A 22,633-nucleotide genomic window follows, 5' to 3' on the forward strand; every position below is an offset into this window, starting at 1 on the left:
TAATAACTAGACTGAAAGTTCCTGTTGAGCTTTTAGTCCTTGACGTCAGAAATAAAGCCCTCGGAGGCTTCAAATCCGTAAATATCCTCCAGTGTGTCAGAAATCTGGCGGGTGGTCATTCCCTTGGCATACATGGATATGATTTTCTGGTCGATATCGGAGATATCCTCCTGCCGCTTTTTAACTACTCGTGGCTGGAAAGTGGACTTGCGGTCCTGGGGGACCTTGATGTCCATGCCGCCATAGCTGATGTTGATACATTTGGCTTTATAACCGTTACGGTAATCATCGCTGTCAGAACGCTCCGACTTTCCATAGCCAAGATGCTTATCCATCTCTGTTTCCATCATTTCTTTGATTGTGCCGCCGGTTCTATCTCAATTCTTGGGGCATCATTAAGGTACTGCTCAGCGTATTTCAGAAGATTATTTTTATTAAAATCATCAACAGATAAAACCGGTTCATTTAAAAGCCGTATGGCATAGAGCAGCCCCGTCTTACCTGAATTGTTCGATCCGATTATGACATTCAGTCCCTTTTGAAATTCCATGGAGAAGTCTCGGAAACACCGGTAGTTTTTAATTGATATTTTTGGATATACATGGTAACGCCCTCCAACACTTTATGTGATTTATCATATCTCACCGCACTCAAACAATTATTAAACCTGCCAATCGGTAATGTTCTATCTTTTCATCGAACTACGAAATATTACGAATTTTGATACAACCGCTCATGATAACACTTTGCTACAATATTAGCACATATCGTATTCAATATAGATGGCCTTAATTACTTTCTTAATTTTATACATTTCCTTACTTCACAATATCAACTAAGCAGCTGACCGATTCCATCACGTCAACCCAAAGTACATCGGCGGCATAATTAAATTTGCGCTGATAATTTTTCCAACGGTCGATCAGAACGGTGCTTTCAGCTACTTCCTTCAAAATCAAATATACGTCAGACAACAACCCAATTGAGCCGCGCTTCGCACTGGTGTTGACAAACGCCTCCTTGAGTGTGGCGTTATCAATGTTGTGCTCCTGTGTGTTGGTAAGTACATAAATATCGTAATAATCTCTCATTCTGGTATTGGCTGTGCCGCGGGCAAGAAGGGTTTCTAACTTTTCCGCCAGCACCGTTTCCAGATTATACGCAAGAATGGAGATGGTGCGTTCCTCAAACAGCAGCCGGAATGAATAGGACACTTCACGCGGTGTTATTACGTCACCGGTAGAAAAGTCGATTTTTAGCAGGGTATGCATCGTTTCAATAGCAGTATCAAGCATAATACGAATGCCGGGATAATCGGCCTCGTCCATAATCGGCATCACGCTTTTGATTTCAAAAATCATACCGTCCTCAATGTGTATTGCGGTAATTTCCTCGACAATCTTCCTTGCATTATCTTCGTTCAGCGGCAGATTTTTTAGCGTGGCGTCTACATCCATAGTTGAACGATTGTCCACCCCAACCATAGCGGCTACCAGAGTACCGCCCTTTAAAATCATAATGTTTCTGTATTGTGAGAGGGAAAGTCGTTCCAGAAAACGCTCCATTACATAATTGCGGATGATAACCTGTGCCTTGCCACTATCTCCTTTGGAGATGTTGCGAACAAGAGCTTTCAATTGGCGTGATGTGTGTATCATTATAAAAGCACCTCCAAATACTGACGAACAGTTTTCTCCACTGAAAAGGCTTTAGCGTACCGCATAAGCAATGGGATATTCTTCTCCTTCAAACGAATATATGTTTTAACTCCCTCTTGCAGATCTTGAATTTCAATATACCGGCGGCTGCGAAATAAATCGCAGATTGTGCGTTCGGCATTATAAGCCCTTACTGTGTTACCCGATGGTGAGCGCACTTCCACAATACCTTCCCCGAAAAGCTCCTCTTTTATTTTATAAACCTTGATACCTTGCTTCGATAATCCTGTCGAGTTTGTGCCTGTTTTCAAAGTAACAGAAAATGGCGAGGGTTCACGATTGGCAAGATTCAGAAGGTAAAGAGCTGTTTCGTGAGAGAATACCGCTTCCGGATAGCGCACCTGAATTACATATAGTCCATCTTCCCAAGCGTCTTGGGACATATATAAGCCGTGGGCAACACGTTCAAGCCCATATTTACACACAAAATCTCCGAGAACAGTTCTCGAAACTCCGGCGGCTACCGCATCCGACGTTTTTAAATATCCATTATTTTCTTGAAGCAGCTTATTTAATGTTTCTGTGCTGGTCATAGTATCACCTTACTTTCGTGCTCTTATTATAATTCGTTTGGGCGTAAAAGTAAAGAATGTTTTTGAAGTTACACCCGAATGCTCAATGGTTTCATTAAAGTAGTTTAAGTGTATTTTAGGGAAGTGCAATTTGCGCCCTAAATGAGCGGTACTATTTTTTCCCCTTTCTTTGCTATAATTCGCTTTTGTCGTTAATGTAACCTCTCTCTTTCTGCTCCTTTGTTTTGGGCCGATTTTTGATTTGAAATTAAGTGGAAAAAGAATAAAGACAAATCGTTCAAACCCTTGATTTTACGGGGCTTTTCCGATTTGTCTTTATTATACTGTATGGGCACACACATATTACAATTTCAATTCACACAGACCTACGCAGACTGTGACTTCAATGGCAAACACATCGTTTGATGTGACAAAAATTTCAATTCACACAGACCTACGCAGACTGTGACCCCAAAAAAACCTAAACACTATCCCCTATCTTAATAAACCCTTATCAACCTCCCCCCACTCTTCCCCCTTATCTCTCATTAAATAATACATTTCCCCCTCCAACCTAACAAGAACTTCACCAATTTCCAGTGCGAATCCTCCTATAATTTCATGTTAGCTTCCGGCTCCCGCCAGCACTTATAAATATACAAATCCTCTATTTCCTCATAAAAAACGATTTATTATCTTTCGCCCTCATCGTAGCCAGTATCCCATCCAGGTGATCATATTCATGCTGGATTAATTCCGACAAATCTCCTTCCAATTCCATTCTGCACTCTTCCCACCGGATATTTCTGTATTGAACGATACATCTCTTATAGCGTTCCACCATCACATACAATCCAGGAAACGACATACAGTCGTCCATCACATCCATCTTACAATCATCCGGAAATTCGAGGATCGGATTAATAAACAGAACCGGTTCTCCCGTATTCATGTAAATCACTCTTTTGGCTATCCCAATCTGAGGGGCCGCAATCGCTCTTCCTGCGTGGTAAATCCGCCGAAACTCCATCATCGTGTCGTGTAAATCCTGCTGCAAGCCGTCAAGCTCAGAAAGCTCCTCCTTCTGTACCAACGCGCTTGCCGAATAAAGATCGGGATCCCCCAATAAACGTATTTCTCTGATCATTGTTAATCATCTGCCTCCTTATCCTATACCCTCTATTAGCCGTACGATTGCTGCGGCCCTCAGACAGCCGCTTGCCTTTTATTTTCCGAACACTTTCCTATCGTTTTCCCGTCACTCCTTATCTATCCCGCCATTTTTTCAGACGATCCCAGATGTCGTGTCCCAGAGCCACATTTATGGATAGAAACAGAAATCCAGCATAAATTAGCAATGCGGCAATTGCCTTTTTGGTTTTCATTTTTTTCCTCCTTTTGCCCGGCAATATTTTCATAATCAATCTACTGATAATTATATCATATTATATATTTTCCAGTGCACTTAATAAAAAGGGGGCTGACATTATTTTATTTATTCAATCGGCAAAGAAACCTTCACAATCCCTTATAAAATGTAAGAACCGTAACCCCTAATCCGCCTTGGGACTTGTTATTTACGTAAACTCAACTATCACTACCTCGTTTTCATCAGGATCTTTTAACCGAACTTCATAGGTACCCCAATCATATCTAATAGGCTCTGATAGTGTAACTCCTTTTTCCTTCAAACATATCATTGTTGAATCGAGAGCTTCCGACTGAAAAACAAATGATTGATATCCGGTTGGCTGTGCGTTGAATGCTTTACAATCCCATATACAAAGAGTGGGTGCGTTTTCCATAAAGCCAAGATAAACTCCATTTGAATCATCCACATCGGTCCTAATAAAAGGAATTTCTAATATATCCCTATAGAATTTTATAAGTTCTTGCGCCTGCTTAGAAAAAATATTTGTACAATAATATCCTGTTATCATCTTCTCTCCTCATCCAATTTATTTTTGCCTCCTGCCGCCCGTCGGAACAGGATTTGCCTGAGGCACGTTTCACCCATGTGACTGGTTTCATTCTACGGTTCCAAAACGGTTCTGTCAAATATAGAAATATCCTTTCAGAACTGCTCCAAGCTGATATTTTATTTGAGCGCCAACCGGACACCATTTACTATTTTTCAAATGAAAGAAAATAAAAAGAGAGTATCAAGCAATAACATGAAATCAAAAACAGATTCATATCAGGTCCGATACCCTCTTTTCAAGAAAAACGATTAACTGGCAATCATTGACGCCAGACAATTTGTAATAAACTATCCTTAAACGGTAACTTTAAAGTAACTTTAACCGACACCATTTATACATCCCGGAACAGACAACCGCCCGGGCGCTTCCAAGCCATAGACTCAACCGCGCCAGACCCGCCGCATCTCCTCAACACAATACCGGCCGCATCAAAGCTTCCACAATTCCGTATTCGTCGTAGAGATCGCATCCGCTCCGGCATCAAATGCCTCTAAAATATCCCCCTTACTTCTCAAAAGGCCGCCCGCAATAATCGGCATATCGGTATAACTGCGTATTTCCTTCATTACGCGGGGCATAATCCCGGGCATTACTTCCACGAAATCCGGCCGGAATGTTTCCAGCTGCTTTTTCATGTTGCTGAGCGCGATGGAATCAATCATAAAAGTCCTGAAAACACCGTAGAGACCGTTATCCATTGCATGCTTGACCAGGACGGGCCTGGTACTGATAATCCCGTCAGCCTCCGTGTTCTTTTTCACAAAATCCACAGAAACTTCCCTGGAGCTTAAACCCACTACCAAGTCGAGATGCACAATAGCCAGTTTATCTCTCCGCTTGATCCGTTCTACGATTTTTGCAATATTGCAGACCGTTCCATACAGGATGAAAATAATCGCGCAATCCGTCTCCAGAGCCTCTTCCAGGGTACCCTCCTCTTTAACAGCCGCTATTACAGGAGAGCGTTCCAGTAAATCCCTTGTTTTCATACTCATTTTTTTCTTCTCCAAAGCCAGTTGATAAAACGCACAATAGGAATGCTGCTTCGTCGGATTGTCTGTTGGGTCCTTTCTTCCAGAAAATCTCGAAAGGCATCCGTACTATCACCTAAAGCTGCCTTGGGTATCATATATCCACCGTATTCATCGCGAAAAATATAGAAATAGCTTCCATCCTCCGCTATCCCACGCACATCGGAATATGACTCAGAACCGTCTTTGTTGCCCTCCGGCAGGCAGTAAATGTCCATTCCCCTGTCACGGAATACATAGCGTGATGAAGGGAACGGCCTGCCCGCTTTCCTGAGCTGTTCCGACAGTTTATGCGCGGTCCGGTTGCTGGAGACGTAGGTGCTGGTAGCCAGATAACCGCCATAGGCCACCAGCAGGATCCCCCACCACTCAGAAAAGCAGACCACGCCGGTCATCATCAGCATCAGGCTGAAAGCGGTCCGCCACATGCGGTTGCTTTTGCAGAACATGTCATACTGCATATGGGCGAGCGCCTTGAAGCTCTCTTCCGAATGCTGCATTTCAATCTCGTAAAAAGAAGCCATAAATTTCTCCGTTTCAAACTGGAATCAGCCGTAACACCTACCCTGAGCCGTATCAGCCCGGCGCGGTGCCGTAAAGCAGATCCGGTACGCAGGTGATAAGGAACGGACAAAATGTAAGCAGCAGCAATACAATGAAGAGGCATAGGATAAACGGCCATACCTCCTTTAGGAAATCTCCGATCGGGCACTTCGTAATACCGCAGGTGGTAAACATCATAGAACCAAACGGAGGCGTGATGCCGCCAATCATGATATTTACAATTGCAACCAGTCCAAAATGGTAATCGTTGATTCCAAGCTGTCTCGATACGGGCAGCAGTAACGGGGTGATAATCATCAGCGCCGCTCCGCCTTCCAGGAACATACCCATAACCAGAAGAATCAGGTTACAGAGCAGAAGGAATACATATTTATTGTCGGTCAGTCCCAGCATTCCTCCTGCCACGATCTTCGGCAGATTAATCCATGTCATATAATAACCGAATACCTTCGCCGCCACCATGATCAGGACAACGCTGGAGGTACCCGCAATCGTATCAAGCACAATAGGAATCAGATGCTTTTTCAGGGAAAGCCGTTTGTATACCAGCCCGCCGATAATAAAGCAGTAAAGCACGGCAACGGCGCCGCCCTCGGACGGTGTAAACATACCAAGGCGCATACCGATGATGATTCCGAATGGGAAGAACAGGCCCCAGAAGGAAATGAACGCCTGCTTCAGGATCTCTTTTGCAGCCGGACGTTTGTCACGGGTTTTCGGGTAATTTCTCTTTTTTGCAATAATAGCCACGGTAATCATCATGGAAACCGCCATGAGAATACCTGGAACATATCCGGCCGCAAAGGTCCGCCCCAGTGAAATCTGGGCAATCAACGTAAATACAATCAGGTTGACTCCCGGAGGAATAACAGGGGTGGCAGCCGAAGAGGCAGCCGTGATCGCAGCCGAAAAGGCTTTGGAATAACCTCGCCGCTCCATCTCGGGAACCAGCATCTTACTCTGCATTGCGCAGTCCGCATTAGCAGAGCCGGAGCAGCCGCCCATCAGCATACTGAGCAGTACGTTAACCTGGGCAAGCCCGCCTTTCATATGGCCGGTCACCATCTCGGCAAAGTCCATCATCTTCTCACTGATTCCCCCATAGTTCATGACGGAACCCGACATGATAAAGAAGGGGATCGCCAGCATGGAGAAAGACTGCGTAGACTTCATAACCGTCTGCAGAATCAGCCAGCTCTGTGAAGTCGTATCAATAAATGTAAAATAGAAAAACGTAGCGCCGAATAAGGCGTAAACAATAGGCATACCTAAAAAGTAGAAAATAAATACAAGGAAAACAGGGATCAATTGAACTATGCTAATCATGCAGTTTTTCCTCCTTTCCCTGCCATTGCGAATTTCATTAAATCTTTTACTATAAAGTAAATGCAGTAAATCAGAGATAATCCAAAACCAAGGGGTACGGCGATTGAAATGTACCAGCTCGGCACACGAAGTGTGTTGGTCAGTTTGCCCCATGTATTGACAACGTACTGCACGCTGATATTGGTCAGCATAATCAGAACGCCCAGTTCCAGAATCTGAACAATTACGGTAACAACTTTTTTCATTTTTGCCGGCATCATATTGACTAAAATATCTACGCCCAAATGAGCGTGCGTACGGTAAGCATACGCACTGCCGATGAAAACAGTCCAGACAAAAAGCCCCGTCACGACCTCCTCACACCAAAACAGCGGACTTCTCATGATGTAACGCATAAGAACATTGATGTTAACCAATAGAGTACACATAACCAGGCTCGTGCCGGTAACAATCGCATCAAGATTCTTCAGTATTGATTTAAAAGAATACTTTTTCGATTTTTCTTCCATACCTACCTCCACTTTATTCTGTATCAGGAAAGCAAAATGTTCCCTGTGTATTCCGGCCCTGCCGTTTAACAGAGACTGCCCGAAGAGTCGGGCAGTCTGCTTGAGCGGTAATTATACCATTCCGTACAATCACCGGTACGCTTACTTATTCTTTGAGCGATAGTCTGTAAGGAATTCAACAAGCTTTCCGTGAAGTTCCGGATCTGCCTTATATTCCTCTACGATCCAGTCGTAAACAGGCGTACATGCTTCTGTAAAAGCGTCAATGTCAACATCATTCCATTTAACGCCCTGCTGCTCCAGGAACGTAATCATATCGGCTTCATCTTCCTCTGCATGCTCCTGCTCCCAGATACCGGCTTCTATACAGCACTCATCCAGAATATCTCTCCATTTTTTAGGAATAGACTGATAAACATCTTCTGCCATAAACAGCCAGCGTGTAGCGATGAAATGGTTGGTATTGGCTACATTCTTTGTGTACTCATATGCGCCCGTATCTTTCAGGGTTGAAATGGAACCCTCAAAGCCGTTAACAACGCCGCTGGACATCGCGGAGATACACTCGGTAAAGCTCATAGGAGAAGGTGTTGCTCCCAGGGCGGTAATCGTCTGGATAAACAGAGGAGATTCGGTGGAGCGAAGAATCAAACCATTCAAATCTGCCGGTTTCTCAACAACCTTGTTCGTACAAACACTTCTGAATCCAAAGGAGTAATGGGTATCCAGCACGTGGATGTTAAACTCCTTGGCAAGACGGTCATTTAAATTTTTAACTATATCTGTTTCCATAACAGCATTGTACTCTTCGTTGGATGTGTAAAGCATCGGTCCTACAAGTACATTAAAGTCACCTATGTAATCGGCAAAGTATGACGGTTCCTCCAGACCCATCCAGATAGCGCCGTTATGCGCCTGCTCTACGGATTCTCCGTAGCAGTCGAGCTGGTTCTGTCCGTAATATTCAAGGACAATATGGCCTTCCGTCCGTTCATTTACGATCTTGGCAAGATACTCACTGGCCTTATAGTTCCACTCTGCCGGCTGGAACACGTTTGAAAACTTGATTGTAATCTGAAAGTCGTCGGCTTCTTCATCCGAAACTTCCGCTTTTGGAGCCTCAGCCTCAGCTCCTCCTGTAGTTGGTGTACTGGCCGCCTGTTTTCCACTGCCGCCGCATGCGCTCAGCGAAAGCGCCATTGTAGATGCGAGAAGTATCGCAATTGCTTTTTTCATAACAACCTCCTTGAGATATTTGATTAATTTCAGGTACCCTGAAACTCCGTTTTTCAAAGACAGGGGCACTTTAAGCCATTGGTTTCGCCTCCTTTTTTGCATAATAAAATGCAGCTCCTTCATAACAGTCCCTACCTCTGTGTAGACTGTCCGAAGCTGCATTGCTCATCTCTCATTTGCAGATTATTTAGTTGCCTGTCTTCTAATAAATTAATTCTATCACCTTTTTAACTTGCAATCAAGTGTTTTTTATCTATTTTCCACATTTTTTTCCAGTTTCAATCGCATGTTATGTGTATTTTATACAAATTGTTTGGAAATTTATGTCAGATGCCATCATAGCTTATCTCTGACGTCTTCAGGAAACTTTAAAAAACTCTGCCTTATCCTTCCTGCCGACAGAAGTGTTTGCACTTATCCTGCATCTGAAGGAAAACCCGGGTGGAGCGAACCGAACAGATGTAATTAAATGCAAAGAAAACTTGACACGAGGCCATTCAATCAATATAATAAGATTGTAAGGAAAACTTGACAAATTCACACATGAATTATCGGGGTAAGCCTATGGATAAAGATGAGATTTTGCGAAAAGCACAAGTTCAGAAAGGAAATAAGCCGGATGAAATGGAGCAGCTTGTTCAGAAGACAGGATGTAAGAATTCTCTGACGTTTGGAATCGCGCTCTGCATAGTTTTAACAATATTAAAGCTGCGCGCAGGAGTATCTTTCAATGATGTATATGCAGTATGGGGATCGATGGCCAGCATCTATAATCTGTATGTATGGAAAGAGCTTAAAGATAAAAGTAATCTTTTCCTGGGAATTGTATGGGGAATAGGTTCGTTTGTATGCTTAATCCTATATATTACCGAGATTTTTTGACAGGACAGAATATGGATAATGAACTTATATTAAAAAACAGGCTGAAAGAAGCACGAAGTGAAACAGGAATTTCCCAGGGAGAATTGGCAGCTCTGGTCGGTGTTTCCAGGCAGACAATCAGTTATATTGAAACCGGCCAGTTTAATCCCACTGCAAAGCTTGCGCTCCTGCTTTGTATTGCATTAGATAAGAAATTTGAAGAATTATTTTATTTTGAACCGTGATTCCCCCTGAACGAAGAGAGCAGACCAGATCATATTGACCGGACTGCTCTCTTTCTATAAAAGAATACTCCTTATTTCATCAGCGTAACCATAACCGCCTTCTGCGCATGCAGCCGGTTCTCGGCCTCCTCAAAGATTTCATCCGCATGTTCTTCAAATATCTTATCCGTTATCTCCTGGCCGCGGTAAGCGGGCAGGCAGTGCTGTACCATAGCTCCCGGTTTTGCGGCGGCCATCAGTTTATCGTTTAACTGATATCCCTGGAAGGCCTTCATACGCACTTCCTTCTCTTCCTCCTGGCCCATGGATGCCCAGGTGTCCGTAATCACAATATCGGCGTTTTCCACAGCCTTCACCGGATCATCGGTCAATGTAAATGCATCGCCGCAGCCTGTTGCAAAGTCCAGAACCTGCTGAGCCGGTCTGTAACCTTCCGGCGCCGCAATGGAGACGTTCATCTTCATCTTGAGCCCTCCCACGATCAGGGAGTTTGCCATATTATTGCCGTCACCGATATAGCAGAGTTTCAAACCTTCCAGCACACCGTACTTTTCGCGGATAGTCATCAAATCGGCCAGTACCTGGCAGGGATGGCAGAAATCGGTCAATCCGTTGATGATCGGGATGGAACCGTATTTTGCAAGATCCTCCACCTCTTTCTGTTCATAGGTGCGGATCATGATTCCGTCCAGGTACCTCGACAGGACGCGGGCCGTGTCCTGAACCGGTTCACCGCGGCCAATCTGCAGATCTCTGGAGGACAAAAACAGCGCCTGGCCGCCCAGCTGGAAGATTCCCGTTTCAAAGGAAACCCTGGTTCTTGTGGAGGATTTCTGGAAAATCAGGCCGATGGATTTTCCCTCCAGAAGACGGTGGGTGATATTGTGTTTTCTTTCATATTTAAGCTGGTCCGCCAAGTCGAGAATGGAAGTAATCTCCTCCGGCTGTAAGTCCAGCAGTTTTAATAAATGGTTCATGCTCCGAATACCTCCTTCATAACTGCAACTGCGCTGTCCATCTCCTCATAGCTGATAACGAGAGGCGGAAGAAGACGGATTGCCTCCTCACCGGCCGTAAGCGCCAGCACGCCCTTTTCAAGTAACTGATTGACCAGAGAAGCGCGTATTTCTTTATCCACAACGATTCCCAGCATCAGTCCCATGCCTCTGACCGTCTTTACTTTTGAAGAGCCCAGTGACTGGATGGAATCTTTCAGATATTCGCCTTTTTCCCGTACCTCTTTCAAAAATTCCGGTTTATTTACAATGGAAAGCACTGTCTGTGCAGCCGTGCAGCAGAAAGGATTGCCGCCGAATGTCGTTCCATGGGTGCCTGCGCCCAGTACGTCCGCACATTTCACTGACGCCATAACCGCGCCGACCGGCACGCCGCCGCCAAGTCCTTTTGCCATGCTCACCGCATCCGGTTTTATCCCGTACTGCTCATAACAGAACAGGCTGCCGGTGCGGCCGATACCGGTCTGGACCTCATCAATTAAGAAGAGAATGTCTTTTTCCTTACAGATGGCTGCCGCCTGCTCCACATATTCCCGATCCAGAGGAAGGACTCCGCCCTCTCCCTGAATCATCTCCATCATAACGGCACAAACGGAATCATCGATTTTTGACTTAAAATCCTCTATGTCGTTGGCCGCAGCGTAATCGAACCCTTCGGTAAACGGGAAGAAATACTGATGGAATTTTTCCTGGCCGGTTGCCTTAAGCGTTGTCACGGTACGCCCGTGGAAGGACTGTTTAAGTGTGATAATCTTGTTTCTTCCCTCCCCGTATTTGTCAAAGGAATATTTCCTGGCAAGTTTGATCATTCCTTCGTTGGCCTCCGCCCCGGAGTTGGAAAAGAATATTTTTCCCATTTCGCAGGAGGTAACTAATTCTTTCGCCACCTGTACCATCGGTTCCGTCAGATAAAGATTGGAGGCGTGCATCAGCTTATGCGCCTGGGCATTTAATGCATCTACCAGGGCCGTGTTGTCATGCCCCAGGCTGTTGACGCCGATTCCGGATGTCATATCGATGTATTTTTTTCCTTCGGTATCCCAGAGAGTGGCTCCTTTTCCATGGTCAAGTGCAACCGGAAAACGTCCGTATGTATGCATTAAATAGAGCTGTTCCTCATCTTTTAGTTCCTGATATGTCATAATCTGTTATTCCTCCTGCCTTTTCATGCCTTCCCCGTCCTATGAGAACATGGTCCCCACACCGTCTTTGCTGAGCAGCTCGATGAGAATCGAGTGCGGGACACGTCCGTCCTGGATATTGGCTCTCTCAACTCCCTGGCGCACTGCCTCGACGCAGCAGTCCACCTTGGGGATCATGCCTCCCGATATAATGCCTGATTTAACGAGTGCCGGAACCTCCGATACTTTAAGTTTGGGAATCAGCGTGCTGTCATCCCCCGGCTCCCTCATCAGCCCCCTCACATCGGTCAGCAGAATCAGTTTTTTCGCTTTCAGCGCTACGGCCAGCTTCTCTGCCGCCGTATCCGCGTTGATATTGTAATTGGTTTCCTCGTCGACTCCGGCGGCCACCGATGAGACAACGGGGATATATCCTTCCGACAGCATATCGAGAACCAGTTTCTCATTCACCTCGGTTATCTCTCCGACATATCCGTATTCCGTGCCGTCGGGATCCTGTAAACGCACCGCCTTAAACAGGCCGCCGTCCATTCCTCCGAGACCAACGCCCTTGCCGCCCGCTTTTTCAAGCAGGGATACAAGGTTTTTGTTGACCTTGCCGCAGAGGATCATCTGGACAATATCCATCGTCTCTCCGTCGGTATAGCGGAGACCTTTGACGAATTTGGACTCTTTGCCGATTTTCTTCAGCATATCGGATATCTCTGGGCCTCCGCCGTGGACAAGAACCACCTTGATCCCCACCAGATTTAAAAGGACGATATCCTGAATTACCGCTTCCTTCAGCTCTTCATTGATCATTGCATTGCCGCCGTATTTTACCACAATGACCTGACCGGCGTATTCCTGGATGTACGGCAGCGCTTCCACCAGGATTCCGGCTCTTGTTTCAGGGTTTAAATTCATCATGTCCGATAATCTCCGTTTATTTTCACATAGTCATAAGTCAGGTCGCAGCCCCAGCATGTCACCTTGCCGTCGCCTTCCTTCAGCGTCACATTAATTTCCACTTCCTCTTCACTCAGTATCTTCTTCGCCGTCTCTTCGCTGAAATCAAGCCCTCTGCCTTTTTCACAGACAGCAATGCTGCCCGCTTTGGAGGCAAATTCCACCGTCACCTCTTCGGTGTTAAACGGTGCGCCCGAGTATCCCATAGCGCAGAGCACGCGGCCCCAGTTGGCGTCGGAACCGAACATTGCTGCCTTCACCAGTGAGGAAGAACAGATGGATTTACTGAGCAGTTCCGCCGTAACTTCGTCCGCAGCCCCGGCAACGGTACAGGTCATCAGTTTGCTGGCGCCCTCTCCGTCCCCCGCGATCTTGCGGGCCAGGTCTTCCGTCACCGCATGGAGGGCCTCACAGAATGCATCGAAGTTTTTGCCCTCCTGTGTGATTGTTTCATTACCCGCCATTCCGTTTGCCAGAACGGTGCACATATCGTTGGTGGAGGTGTCTCCGTCAACCGTGACGCGGTTAAATGTCTTTTTTACATCCGCCTTCAACGCTTTCTGTATCATCTCCGGTGAAATGGCGCAGTCGGTTGTGATAAAGGACAGCATGGTCCCCATATTTGGATGGATCATGCCGGAACCCTTGCAGATTCCGCCGATACGGCAGGCCGTTCCCTCTAATTCAAATTCCACCGCAATGGTTTTTACCTTGGTGTCCGTCGTCATGATCGCCTCTGCGGCGGTCAGGGAATTATCGTATTTCATTTCCATATTTCCGGCATTTTCTTCAATGCATTCTACATTCAGCGTTTGGCCGATTACGCCGGTGGATGCCACAATGACATCCTCTAACGGGACATTAAGCGCTCTGGCTGCGGCCATTGCCTCTCTTCTGGCATTCTCGATCCCAAAAGGCGCACAGGCGTTGGCATTACCCGAATTGACAATCACCGCCCTGGCCTTTCCGTTCTTAAGATGCTCCATTGTCAGAAGAATCGGGGCCGCTTTGACCCGGTTAGTCGTATATACCGCCGCGGCGCTGCATTCGCAGTCGGAAAGAATCATCGCCAGGTCCTTCTTGGTCTGGGATTTTCTGATTCCGCAGCGCATTGCCCCCGCTTTAAATCCCTTTGCCGCGCAAACGCCGCCATCTATGATTTTCATATTTTAAGCTCCTCCTCATAACACTAAAATGTTAATCAATCCGGCTGTTTCAGATTCAGCCCTCTTGTCTCTTCGAATCCCAGCATCAGGTTCATGTTCTGTACGGCCGCTCCCGAGGCTCCTTTTCCCAGGTTGTCGAACAGGGCCGTGATAATCGTCTGGTCATCATGGCCGTTCACAATCAGTTCCAGGCTGTCAAAACCCGCCATCGTTCCGGCTGCAATCATGCCGTCGTATCCGAAGGGATGTACTTTTATCAGCTTCTGCCCTGCATAGTGGGCGGAAAGCGCCGCATGGATCTCCTGCGCCGTCACCTTCCCGTTCAGCCGCCCGTTCTGAAGCATCACGGTTACAGCCATTCCCTTATAGTAATCGTCAACGACGGGACAGAATACCGGGGGACTGTCAAGTTCACATATTTTCTGCATCTCCGGCAGATGTTTATGTTTCAGGTTCAGCCCGTATACTCTCGGGGTACCGTAAAGCTCCGGTTTCTCAGGTGACTCATATTCCGCTATCATCTTCTTGCCGCCGCCGGAGTATCCGGTCAGTGAAAACGCAGTCAGAGGATAACCGGCCGGGATGATTCCCATAGCCGTCAGAGGGTAAACCGCCGTGATAAAACCTGTCGCATGGCAGCCGGGGTTGGCAACCCGTTTTGAAACTTCCACCAGTTTCCGGTGGCCCTGCGAGAGCTCCGGCAGGCCGTAGGCCCATCCGGGCGCCGTCCTGTGGGCGGTGGAGGCGTCGATAATGCGGGTATCCGGACTGTCTGCCAGCTTCACCGCCTGCACCGCGGCCGCATCCGGCAGGCACAGGAAAACAATGTCGGCCCGGTTAATCAGCTTTTTTCTCTCCTCTGTATCTTTCCTCTTCTCCTCATCTATCAGAAGAAGTTCAATGTCATCACGGCCCGCGAGGCGGTCATAAATCTGAAGTCCTGTCGTTCCTTCTTTTCCGTCTATATATACTTTTGGCTTACACATACATCCTTTTTCCTTCCTCATGCCTGTAATCCTTTAAACGGTCCGTCAGTTTTCACGCTCCGTGATAAAACGCTCAATCACCGCTATCTGGCGCGACACTTCCTCCGGTGAAGGCCCTCCCGCCACATTTCTGCCTTTCACGCACGTTTTCAGGTCGATAGCTGTATAGATATCTTCCTCAAACAGTTCCGAATGTTCCCTGTATTCCTCCAGAGTCAAATCCATCAGTGACTTCTCCTGTTTCACGCATTCCGCCACCAGGCAGCCGACCGTCTTGTAGGCATCCCTAAACGGCATTCCCTTCTTGGTCAGGTAATCGGCGCAATCTGTGGCGTTGATGAACCCCCGGAGGGCCGCTTTCTTCATATTATCTTTACAGAGTTCCATTGTCGCAAACATCGGAGTCAGGACTCTCAGGCACTGTTTTACGGTGTCAATGGCGTCAAATACGGCTTCCTTGTCTTCCTGCATGTCTTTGTTGTATGCCAGGGGAATTCCCTTTAACACCGTAAGGAGCGTCATAAGAGAACCGTAAACGCGGCCCGTCTTGCCCCTTACCAGTTCGCAGACATCGGGATTCTTCTTCTGCGGCATAATCGAGGAACCTGTGGAAAACGCATCATCCAGCTCTACAAATTTAAATTCCCAGGAGCACCATGCGATAATCTCCTCCGAAAACCGGGACAGGTGCATCATCAGGATGGAAAGTGCAGAACAAAGCTCCACACAGTAGTCGCGATCGGACACTCCGTCCAGGGAGTTATCCGTCACTCCGGCAAACCCCAGCTGCTCCCGCACAAAATCGCGGTCGATCGGGTAGGTCGTGGAGGCCAGCGCCCCGGAACCAAGGGGCATATCATCCATCCCTTCCAGGCAGTTTTCCAGGCGGATGACATCGCGCTTCATCATATTAGCGTAGGCCATCATGTAATGGCCGAATGTCACCGGCTGCGCCCTCTGGAGATGGGTGTATCCCGGCATTACCGTGTCCAGGTTCTTTTTGGAACTGTCGCAGAGCGCTTCCATAAAGTTTATGATCAGTTTCTTTATCTCGCCGATCTCCTTTTTTACATAGAGACGCATGTCGAGCGCCACCTGGTCGTTCCGGGAGCGGGCGGTGTGGAGACGTTTTCCGGCATCTCCGATCCGCTCCGTTAAAATCTGTTCCATCGCCATATGGATATCTTCATACTCCGCCGTGAACTGGACTTTTCCCGCCTCAATGTCTTTTAAAATTCCTTTTAAACCTTCGATTATTTTGTCTGATTCCTCTTTCGCAATGATTCCCTGCTTTCCCAGCATGGCCGCATGGGCCATGGAACCGGTAATGTCTTCTTTATAAAGACGGCAGTCAAAGGAAATGGAGGAATTAAAATCATTTACTTCCAGATCCGTCTCTTTCCCGAAACGCCCTGCCCATAACTTTGCCATTGTATGTCTGACTCCCTTCATTGAATTGCTGCCGTCTGCAGCTTCAGCGGAAACTGCTGCGCCTCAGACGGCAGTCAATGATTTCTTACTCTGTATCTTTTTACTCTACGTCCGGAAAATGTTTCCCCGTCTTTGCGGCCAGCGCCTGATCGTTCAGCGCGCGCACCTTGATAGGAAGTCCGAAGAGGTTGATAAATCCGGCGGAATCTGCCTGATTGTAGCAGTCATCCTCGTCAAATGTCGCCATATCGGCGGAATAGAGTGTATAAGGTGAGGTTACGGAAGCCGGAATGATATTTCCTTTATAAAGTTTCAACTTCACATCTCCCGTCACCGTCTCCTGTGTAGAATCCACAAAAGCGCTCATGGCCTTGCGGAGCGGCGTGTACCACTGGCCGTTGTATACCAGGTCTGCAAATTTCAGGGCGAGCTGCTGTTTGTAGTGCTGTGTTTCTTTATCTAATGTGATCTCCTCCAGCTTTTCATGCGCCTTATAAAGAATCGTTCCGCCCGGTGTCTCATAGACGCCGCGGCTCTTCATTCCTACCAGGCGGTTCTCCACCAAATCAAGGATACCGCAGCCGTTTTCTCCGCCCAGCTTATTGAGGACTTCAATGACCTTCTCACAGTCCATCTCTTCGCCGTTTACGGAAGTCGGAATGCCTTTTTCAAAGTGGATTTCCACATAGGTTGGGGTGTCCGGAGCCTGCTCCGGTGAAACGCCCAGCTCTAAGAATCCCGGTTTGCTGATTGGGGCCTCGTTGGCCGGATCTTCCAGATCCAGTCCCTCATGGGAAAGATGCCACAGGTTTTTGTCTTTGGAATAATTCGTTTCTTTTGTAATCTTTAGCGGGATGTTGTGCTGCTCTGCATATTCAATCTCTTTTTCACGGGAATTCAGTTCCCAGAAACGCCATGGCGCGATCACATCCATCTGAGGCGCAAATGCCTTGATTGCCAGCTCAAAACGTACCTGGTCGTTGCCTTTTCCGGTACAGCCATGGCAGATGGCATCGGCCCCCTCTTTCACTGCAATCTCCACAATCCGTTTTGCGATGATTGGGCGGGCAAAGGAGGTGCCCAGCAGATAATTCTCATAGGTGGCTCCTGCTTTCATCGTCGGGATAATGTATTCGTCTACAAACTCTTTTTTCAAATCTTCTATGTATAATTTAGAGGCTCCTGTCTTTAACGCTTTCTCCTCCAGTCCGTCCAGCTCTGCACCCTGGCCTACATCGGCTGAAACTGCGATCACTTCGCAGCCGTAGTTTTCTTTTAACCACGGAATTAAGACAGATGTGTCAAGGCCTCCTGAATATGCCAGTACGATTTTGTTGTATTTCTTTTCCATAATAATTTTCCTCCACTTGATTTACTGTTTTATTTTTTTCTGCTGCTCTGTTAACAGCCACGGCCCCTTCGACAGGTCCGCTGTGAAATTGGCATAATTATACCTCTACAAGAATAATTATGCAATACCTTTTTTGAATTTTTATTAAAAATTATTGTATATATAGTGTATATTTCTTTTTATTATGCATAAACGTGATAAAACATTCAATTTTATGCATAATACTGTGCATTTTTCATATGTCTGCCACGCCACTTTCCTATACTTTTAAAAAGACCACCGCAAAATGCGTTTTCCAGCAGGAATTTGACGCTGTACGGTGTATTCCGAACGCTATCCTGTTGGAAGCCTGCATTCTGTGGCAGTCTCTTTTCATATTTTCTTATTTTCTTAAATTATATCTTTCCTAAACTCATCAAATCTTACAACCGGCTTCCATTTTCGTCCCATCAGTAACGACACGCTCCAAGACCCCGGCTTTGTCCTCAAGCCTCTCCTTGCCCTGATAATAAATAACCAGAACCTTCTTTCCTTTCTTTGCCACGAGAATCTGGTTTTTTCCGTCTTCCATTAGAGAATAGCGCTCATACCCTTCTTTGGAAAGACGGCTGTACGCTTCTTCGTATTTAGAGAGGTGCTCCCGTTCCAGGTCGCTGTACAGAAGCTCGGCCAGCCAGTTGAAACGTGCGTCGTACAAATCGACTTTCAGCGAAGAAACACTGTTTGCTTTTGCCCCCTTCTCTCTCACGGAGGCCTGCTGTCTGATTTCGTATCTCTCATTCAGCAGCAGGCTGAAGTAATAAATTACATCGCCGTCTTTTCCATCCGCATTCTCTTCCACGGTTCCCGTTTCCAGAACCTGGAGCACCGGGAGGGGTCTGTCCTGTATCTCCTGATGGATCGGTCCGCCTGTCCCTATCGTCAGAAACAGGGAAGCGAAAACCGCGACGATTAATATAGTAACGATGTGGTTTGCAAGAGAGCTGTAGCGCTTCTTCGTCCCCATCTCCACGGGCAGCTCCTCATCTTCGCCTGAGCCAAGTTTCTCACGCCACTTTTTTATCTTTCTGAATGCCGATATATTCTGATAGCCCAGAATAATAAGCAGCAGGATACCGAGTACATAGTACAGAAAAAATGGATTTGCAAGGACAAGGCCGATTCCTCTTGCTTCCCTGGATATCGTATTGTAACATGTGACGAAGAAACAGGCGAAAGCAACGATGCTTGAAATTCCCAGGCTCCGGAGTTTCTTTTCGTATCCCTTCAGCGCAAGATTCCTGACAAGAGGATCCGTGTGGAATTCTTCGGTTTCCTCCGACTCTGCCAGAAATATGTGATACATGCTCTTGTGGCTTGTCACATACTTCCATCCCATCATCTCGTAATCTTCTTTTTTCTGAGGATCCAGTTTCCCTTTCTTTTCATCGACCGGTTCGATGCGGTAACGGACATTAGCCGGCTCCCCGATGTCAAAATACCACCATGACCAGGCGGTCTCATCCAGGAAGTATCCTTTCCCGGCCATCTGTCCGAGCCAGTCTTCCACTGCTCTTAAATCCATTTCGTTGACCGGCAGTTTTTCCAGATGCTGCTCATTTGAATGTTTTACGTTCAAAATCCCCGCCTCCTTTCCGAAACTAGGACTTCTTCTATCAGCGATACCTTATCATTTAATTTAACGCTTCCGGAATACTCTGCCAGAAGCAGCCGGCCATCCAGCATGGCTGCCGCAACCTGGGTTCCGTCTTCACGGGTTCCTGTCACAATGTGAAAAGCTCCCGCTCCGCCCGTCAGCTTTGGTGTCTCCTTGACACAGCCGTCCAGATACTTTTTCTGCAGCTCCGAGTATAATTGATCCGCCATAATCCTGAAGCGGGGACGGTAGTATATCACATGGAGTGAAGAGGAATTGCCGGCCTTCTCCCCGCTTTCCCCGGCAGCTTCGTCTCCCTGATCGTAAATCTCATAGTTGTTCCCGGCGAACAGGCTGAACCGCCTCCACATGATATTGCCGCCTTCCCCATCTATGTTTTGTTCTTCTTCCCGGACGTTCTTTAAAGTCTCGTCTTTGTCTCCCTCCAGCTTTTCCAGGGTCAGCACGGTCCTGACTTGTTCCTCCATAGAAACCGCCTGGCCGCTCTTATCCGGAAACAGGGACAGAACCAGCCCGGCAATCAGCAGAATTACACTGAGCCTCTCTGCGGAATGCCAGAGTCTTTTCCTTTTGCTCTCCCGTTTTGTATGTACGGTTTCGCCATCCGGCATGATTCCTGCTGCCAGGCATTTTCTCCGTCTGCATATTTTTACGACAACGCTAATCCAGCCTATAAGCCAGATAATATAGAATATCTGATAAAATACCATTGCCGGCCTCATTTCAATTAAAGTCAGCACCGGATAACGGATTAGATCCCTCAGCACGGAATAACCGTTGAGCGCCATCAGCGCCACTACCAGTACACCCTCCACCAGCTCATTTCTAAGCCTCTTTTCCAGCATCCTGACGGAAAAGCTCTCCACCACCGCATCGGTATGCAGTTCTTCCGTCTCCGGGTCATCGGACATAAATATATGGTAGAAATCCCGTTGGGTTGCCGCATAGCGCCAGCCCATCTCCTCATAATCCAACCGTTTCTCTTCGTCCAGCTTTCCTTTCTTCTCCGTGGCGGGATCGATGCGGTAGCGGACATTCTCCGGCTCCCCGGCTTCAAAGAGCCAGGCATAGGGCCCCGCTTCTTTCAGGAACCAGCCCTCTGCAGCCATTTCTTCCAGCCAGTTTTCTATCTCTTTGATATCAAACGTGCTGACCGGAGGATATTTATAACGTTCCGTCTTCATTGTCCGCACCTCATTCCCTGCTTTCCAGGACGTTCTTTATTACCTCTGTCTTTTCCCGGAGATCGCTCTGTCCCTCATATTCGAGAACCAGTATTTTCTTCCCGTCAAGGACCGCCAGAACCTGCTTGCCGTCTGCCTCTGTAAAAATGCAGGAGTCAAAGCCCGTATCGCTTATCTGATGATTTTCCAGTTCAGCCCCGCTAAGGCCGGCATATTTTTTCACCGCATCGCGGTACAAGATTTCTGCGAGGGGAGCGAATACTGGTTCAAAATAATAGCCTGATATGGAAGTTTCTATTCCTTCCCCTTCCCCCTCATCCAGCACCTCCCGTGTCTCATGCAGTTCATAATTTTCACTCAGCAGATTTTTGCGTTTTTTGTAGTAATTGATGTCACTGTCCAGAAACCAGGCCGGCTTTTTCCGTACTTCTCCAGTCTCAAGCACTTCGAGGACGGGAAGTTTTTCCGTCAGGAGGACTTCATCTATTCCTGCGCTGTAGGGCCGAAACAGGAAACTGAGCGCAATATATATTAAGAAGCAGACCGGCATATAATATCTTCTGAACTTTTCGTTTGGATATGCTGCAAGGGGTTTTGTCTCCAGTTCCCTGGTTCTCCCCTCCGCAATGCAGACCCGCATTTTCTTTATCTCCTGATAGGAGACGTATCCGTTCCAGATACATCCGGCTGACCAGAACAGCATGAAAATAAACCGTAAATCTGGTGTCATCAACGTGAGCACCGGATACTTAAATAGGCCATGGCCCGTTCTCATAGAAAACAAGAACCAGAAAAGCACGGTAATTGCTACTACAATCAGATCCGTTCCTAAGGACTTCTCGAGCTGCTTCAGGGACAGGCTTTCGACAAGGCCGTCCGAGTGAAGTTCCGCAGTGTTGGGGTTATCCGCCCGAAAGATATGATACATCCTCCGATGGGTGAGCACATAGTTCCATCCCATTGCCTGATAGTCTTCCCTTTTTTCCAGGGACGGCATTGCCCCCTTCTCTGTAACGGCATCCAGTCTGTAACGGATATTTTTCGGTTCACCCTCTACAAAATACCATGATGTTCCGGCTGTATCAATTAAGAAATATCCCTCCAACGCCATCTGATCCAGCCAGGCTTCAATCCCCGGTATATTAATCTCTGTAAATGGAAGCCGCTTCATAATCTCTTTTTTCATAGATATCCCTCGCTTTCCGCATCAGCAATACACTGTCTCAGCCTCAGCGCCTCCTCCCGGTAGGCCTGCAGCCCCTTCTCCGTGATCCGGTAGGTTCTCTTTCTCCCCTCCACCTGAATCTCTTCAATGAACTTCTCTTCCTCAAACTTGCCCAGGATTGTGTAAAGAGTCCCCGGTCCGATTTTTAACCGGCCTCCCGTCTTCTTTTCCACAAATTCGGCTATCTCTATTCCGCACATCTCTTTTCCGATAAAAGACATCAGTACGTAAAACATGGATTCCGTCAATATTTCAAGCGTTTTCTTCGCCATAATGCATGCACCTTCTTTTCCTGCAAATCCACTTAACCGGCCAATCCACTAAACCTTTAAATCCGGCTGAATTTCTCTCATCCGTGAATCCGTCAAGTCCAATATCATCTCTCAATATCGATAGTCGATATCGTATATTGATATTATATTACAGGAACTTCCTTTTTTCAATAGCCGTTCCTGACAATTTCCTTACGGAAATCCTTCTAATCTCTTATTTTACAAAAAAGTCCTCCTGCAGAGAATCCCCTCTGTAGCAGACTCAGCACGC

General features: G+C 46.9%; 23 protein-coding genes and 1 pseudogene. 2 read left to right on the plus strand and 22 right to left on the minus strand.

Features of this window, described 5'->3' with window-relative positions:
- Positions 1-35: 35 nt before the first annotated feature.
- The 11 genes and pseudogenes from EJL91_RS03985 to dctP form a co-directional block, all read right to left on the minus strand.
- Positions 36-377: pseudogene (locus EJL91_RS03985) on the minus strand (transposase); the annotation flags it as partial.
- Positions 347-589, minus strand: coding sequence for an AAA family ATPase (locus EJL91_RS03990; RefSeq protein WP_341466957.1), 243 nt, complete (start codon positions 587-589; stop codon positions 347-349). The pseudogene EJL91_RS03985 and the gene EJL91_RS03990, both read right to left, overlap by 31 nt.
- A gap of 229 nt (positions 590-818) precedes the next feature.
- Positions 819-1,658 carry a nucleotidyl transferase AbiEii/AbiGii toxin family protein gene (locus EJL91_RS03995; protein ID WP_125140650.1) on the minus strand — a complete coding sequence of 280 codons (840 nt, stop codon included), beginning with the start codon at positions 1,656-1,658 and terminating at the stop codon, positions 819-821.
- The gene (locus EJL91_RS04000) at positions 1,658-2,251 is read right to left on the minus strand and encodes a type IV toxin-antitoxin system AbiEi family antitoxin domain-containing protein (protein ID WP_125140651.1); all 594 of its coding nucleotides are present in this window, start codon (positions 2,249-2,251) and stop codon (positions 1,658-1,660) included. Before EJL91_RS04000 ends, EJL91_RS03995 begins: the two co-directional genes overlap by 1 nt.
- A gap of 646 nt (positions 2,252-2,897) precedes the next feature.
- Positions 2,898-3,377 carry a peptide deformylase gene (locus EJL91_RS04005; protein ID WP_125140652.1) on the minus strand — a complete coding sequence of 160 codons (480 nt, stop codon included), beginning with the start codon at positions 3,375-3,377 and terminating at the stop codon, positions 2,898-2,900.
- A 430-nt stretch (positions 3,378-3,807) separates the two neighbouring features.
- The gene (locus tag EJL91_RS04010) at positions 3,808-4,170 is read right to left on the minus strand and encodes a VOC family protein (protein ID WP_125140653.1); all 363 of its coding nucleotides are present in this window, start codon (positions 4,168-4,170) and stop codon (positions 3,808-3,810) included.
- Between the two features lie 470 nt (positions 4,171-4,640).
- On the minus strand, positions 4,641-5,207 hold the full coding sequence (locus EJL91_RS04015) for a glycerol-3-phosphate responsive antiterminator (protein ID WP_243125220.1): 567 nt from the start codon (positions 5,205-5,207) through the stop codon (positions 4,641-4,643).
- Positions 5,204-5,767, minus strand: a complete 564-nt coding sequence (locus EJL91_RS04020) for a YcxB family protein (RefSeq protein WP_125140654.1) — start codon at positions 5,765-5,767, stop codon at positions 5,204-5,206. Before EJL91_RS04020 ends, EJL91_RS04015 begins: the two co-directional genes overlap by 4 nt.
- A 52-nt stretch (positions 5,768-5,819) precedes the next feature.
- On the minus strand, positions 5,820-7,133 hold the full coding sequence (locus tag EJL91_RS04025) for a TRAP transporter large permease (RefSeq protein ID WP_125140655.1): 1,314 nt from the start codon (positions 7,131-7,133) through the stop codon (positions 5,820-5,822).
- Complete coding sequence (locus EJL91_RS04030) at positions 7,130-7,642, minus strand: TRAP transporter small permease (protein ID WP_125140656.1); 513 nt, start codon at positions 7,640-7,642, stop codon at positions 7,130-7,132. Before EJL91_RS04030 ends, EJL91_RS04025 begins: the two co-directional genes overlap by 4 nt.
- A 141-nt stretch (positions 7,643-7,783) precedes the next feature.
- Complete coding sequence (gene dctP, locus EJL91_RS04035; protein WP_164516740.1) at positions 7,784-8,878, minus strand: TRAP transporter substrate-binding protein DctP; 1,095 nt, start codon at positions 8,876-8,878, stop codon at positions 7,784-7,786.
- Between the two features lie 564 nt (positions 8,879-9,442).
- On the opposite strand from dctP, the gene EJL91_RS04040 reads away from it, so the two are divergent.
- Both EJL91_RS04040 and EJL91_RS04045 read left to right on the plus strand, forming a co-directional pair.
- Complete coding sequence (locus tag EJL91_RS04040) at positions 9,443-9,760, plus strand: DUF6442 family protein (protein WP_125140658.1); 318 nt, start codon at positions 9,443-9,445, stop codon at positions 9,758-9,760.
- A gap of 11 nt (positions 9,761-9,771) precedes the next feature.
- Positions 9,772-9,984, plus strand: coding sequence for a helix-turn-helix transcriptional regulator (locus EJL91_RS04045; RefSeq protein ID WP_125140659.1), 213 nt, complete (start codon positions 9,772-9,774; stop codon positions 9,982-9,984).
- A gap of 71 nt (positions 9,985-10,055) precedes the next feature.
- On the opposite strand, the gene argF is transcribed toward EJL91_RS04045, so the two are convergent.
- From argF to EJL91_RS04100, 11 genes are all read right to left on the minus strand, one after another.
- Positions 10,056-10,961, minus strand: a complete 906-nt coding sequence (argF, locus tag EJL91_RS04050; protein ID WP_125140660.1) for an ornithine carbamoyltransferase — start codon at positions 10,959-10,961, stop codon at positions 10,056-10,058.
- Positions 10,958-12,142, minus strand: a complete 1,185-nt coding sequence (locus tag EJL91_RS04055; protein WP_125140661.1) for an aspartate aminotransferase family protein — start codon at positions 12,140-12,142, stop codon at positions 10,958-10,960. The genes argF and EJL91_RS04055 overlap by 4 nt, the downstream gene beginning before the upstream one ends.
- A gap of 39 nt (positions 12,143-12,181) precedes the next feature.
- The gene (gene argB, locus EJL91_RS04060; protein WP_341466958.1) at positions 12,182-13,048 is read right to left on the minus strand and encodes an acetylglutamate kinase; all 867 of its coding nucleotides are present in this window, start codon (positions 13,046-13,048) and stop codon (positions 12,182-12,184) included.
- A complete protein-coding gene (gene argJ, locus EJL91_RS04065) occupies positions 13,048-14,256 on the minus strand; it encodes a bifunctional glutamate N-acetyltransferase/amino-acid acetyltransferase ArgJ (RefSeq protein WP_125140663.1) in 1,209 nt (402 codons plus the stop codon). Before argJ ends, argB begins: the two co-directional genes overlap by 1 nt.
- A 35-nt stretch (positions 14,257-14,291) precedes the next feature.
- Positions 14,292-15,242, minus strand: coding sequence for an N-acetyl-gamma-glutamyl-phosphate reductase (argC, locus tag EJL91_RS04070; RefSeq protein ID WP_125140664.1), 951 nt, complete (start codon positions 15,240-15,242; stop codon positions 14,292-14,294).
- 45 nt (positions 15,243-15,287) lie between these two features.
- The gene (gene argH, locus EJL91_RS04075) at positions 15,288-16,673 is read right to left on the minus strand and encodes an argininosuccinate lyase (RefSeq protein ID WP_125140665.1); all 1,386 of its coding nucleotides are present in this window, start codon (positions 16,671-16,673) and stop codon (positions 15,288-15,290) included.
- Positions 16,674-16,773: 100 nt separating this feature from the next.
- The gene (locus EJL91_RS04080) at positions 16,774-18,024 is read right to left on the minus strand and encodes an argininosuccinate synthase (RefSeq protein ID WP_125140666.1); all 1,251 of its coding nucleotides are present in this window, start codon (positions 18,022-18,024) and stop codon (positions 16,774-16,776) included.
- 415 nt (positions 18,025-18,439) lie between these two features.
- Positions 18,440-19,642 (minus strand): DUF2812 domain-containing protein, encoded by a 1,203-nt coding sequence (locus EJL91_RS04085; protein WP_243125221.1) that lies wholly within the window; start codon positions 19,640-19,642, stop codon positions 18,440-18,442.
- Entirely contained in the window at positions 19,639-20,865 is a 1,227-nt protein-coding gene (locus EJL91_RS04090; RefSeq protein WP_125140667.1) for a DUF2812 domain-containing protein, read from the minus strand. Before EJL91_RS04090 ends, EJL91_RS04085 begins: the two co-directional genes overlap by 4 nt.
- 10 nt (positions 20,866-20,875) lie before the next feature.
- Positions 20,876-22,051 carry a DUF2812 domain-containing protein gene (locus EJL91_RS04095; RefSeq protein WP_125140668.1) on the minus strand — a complete coding sequence of 392 codons (1,176 nt, stop codon included), beginning with the start codon at positions 22,049-22,051 and terminating at the stop codon, positions 20,876-20,878.
- Complete coding sequence (locus tag EJL91_RS04100) at positions 22,048-22,362, minus strand: PadR family transcriptional regulator (RefSeq protein ID WP_125140669.1); 315 nt, start codon at positions 22,360-22,362, stop codon at positions 22,048-22,050. The genes EJL91_RS04095 and EJL91_RS04100 overlap by 4 nt, the downstream gene beginning before the upstream one ends.
- Positions 22,363-22,633 lie beyond the last annotated feature (271 nt).

The organism is Clostridium transplantifaecale (assembly GCF_900626075.1).
GTDB classification, from domain to species: Bacteria; Bacillota; Clostridia; order Lachnospirales; family Lachnospiraceae; genus Otoolea; species Otoolea transplantifaecalis.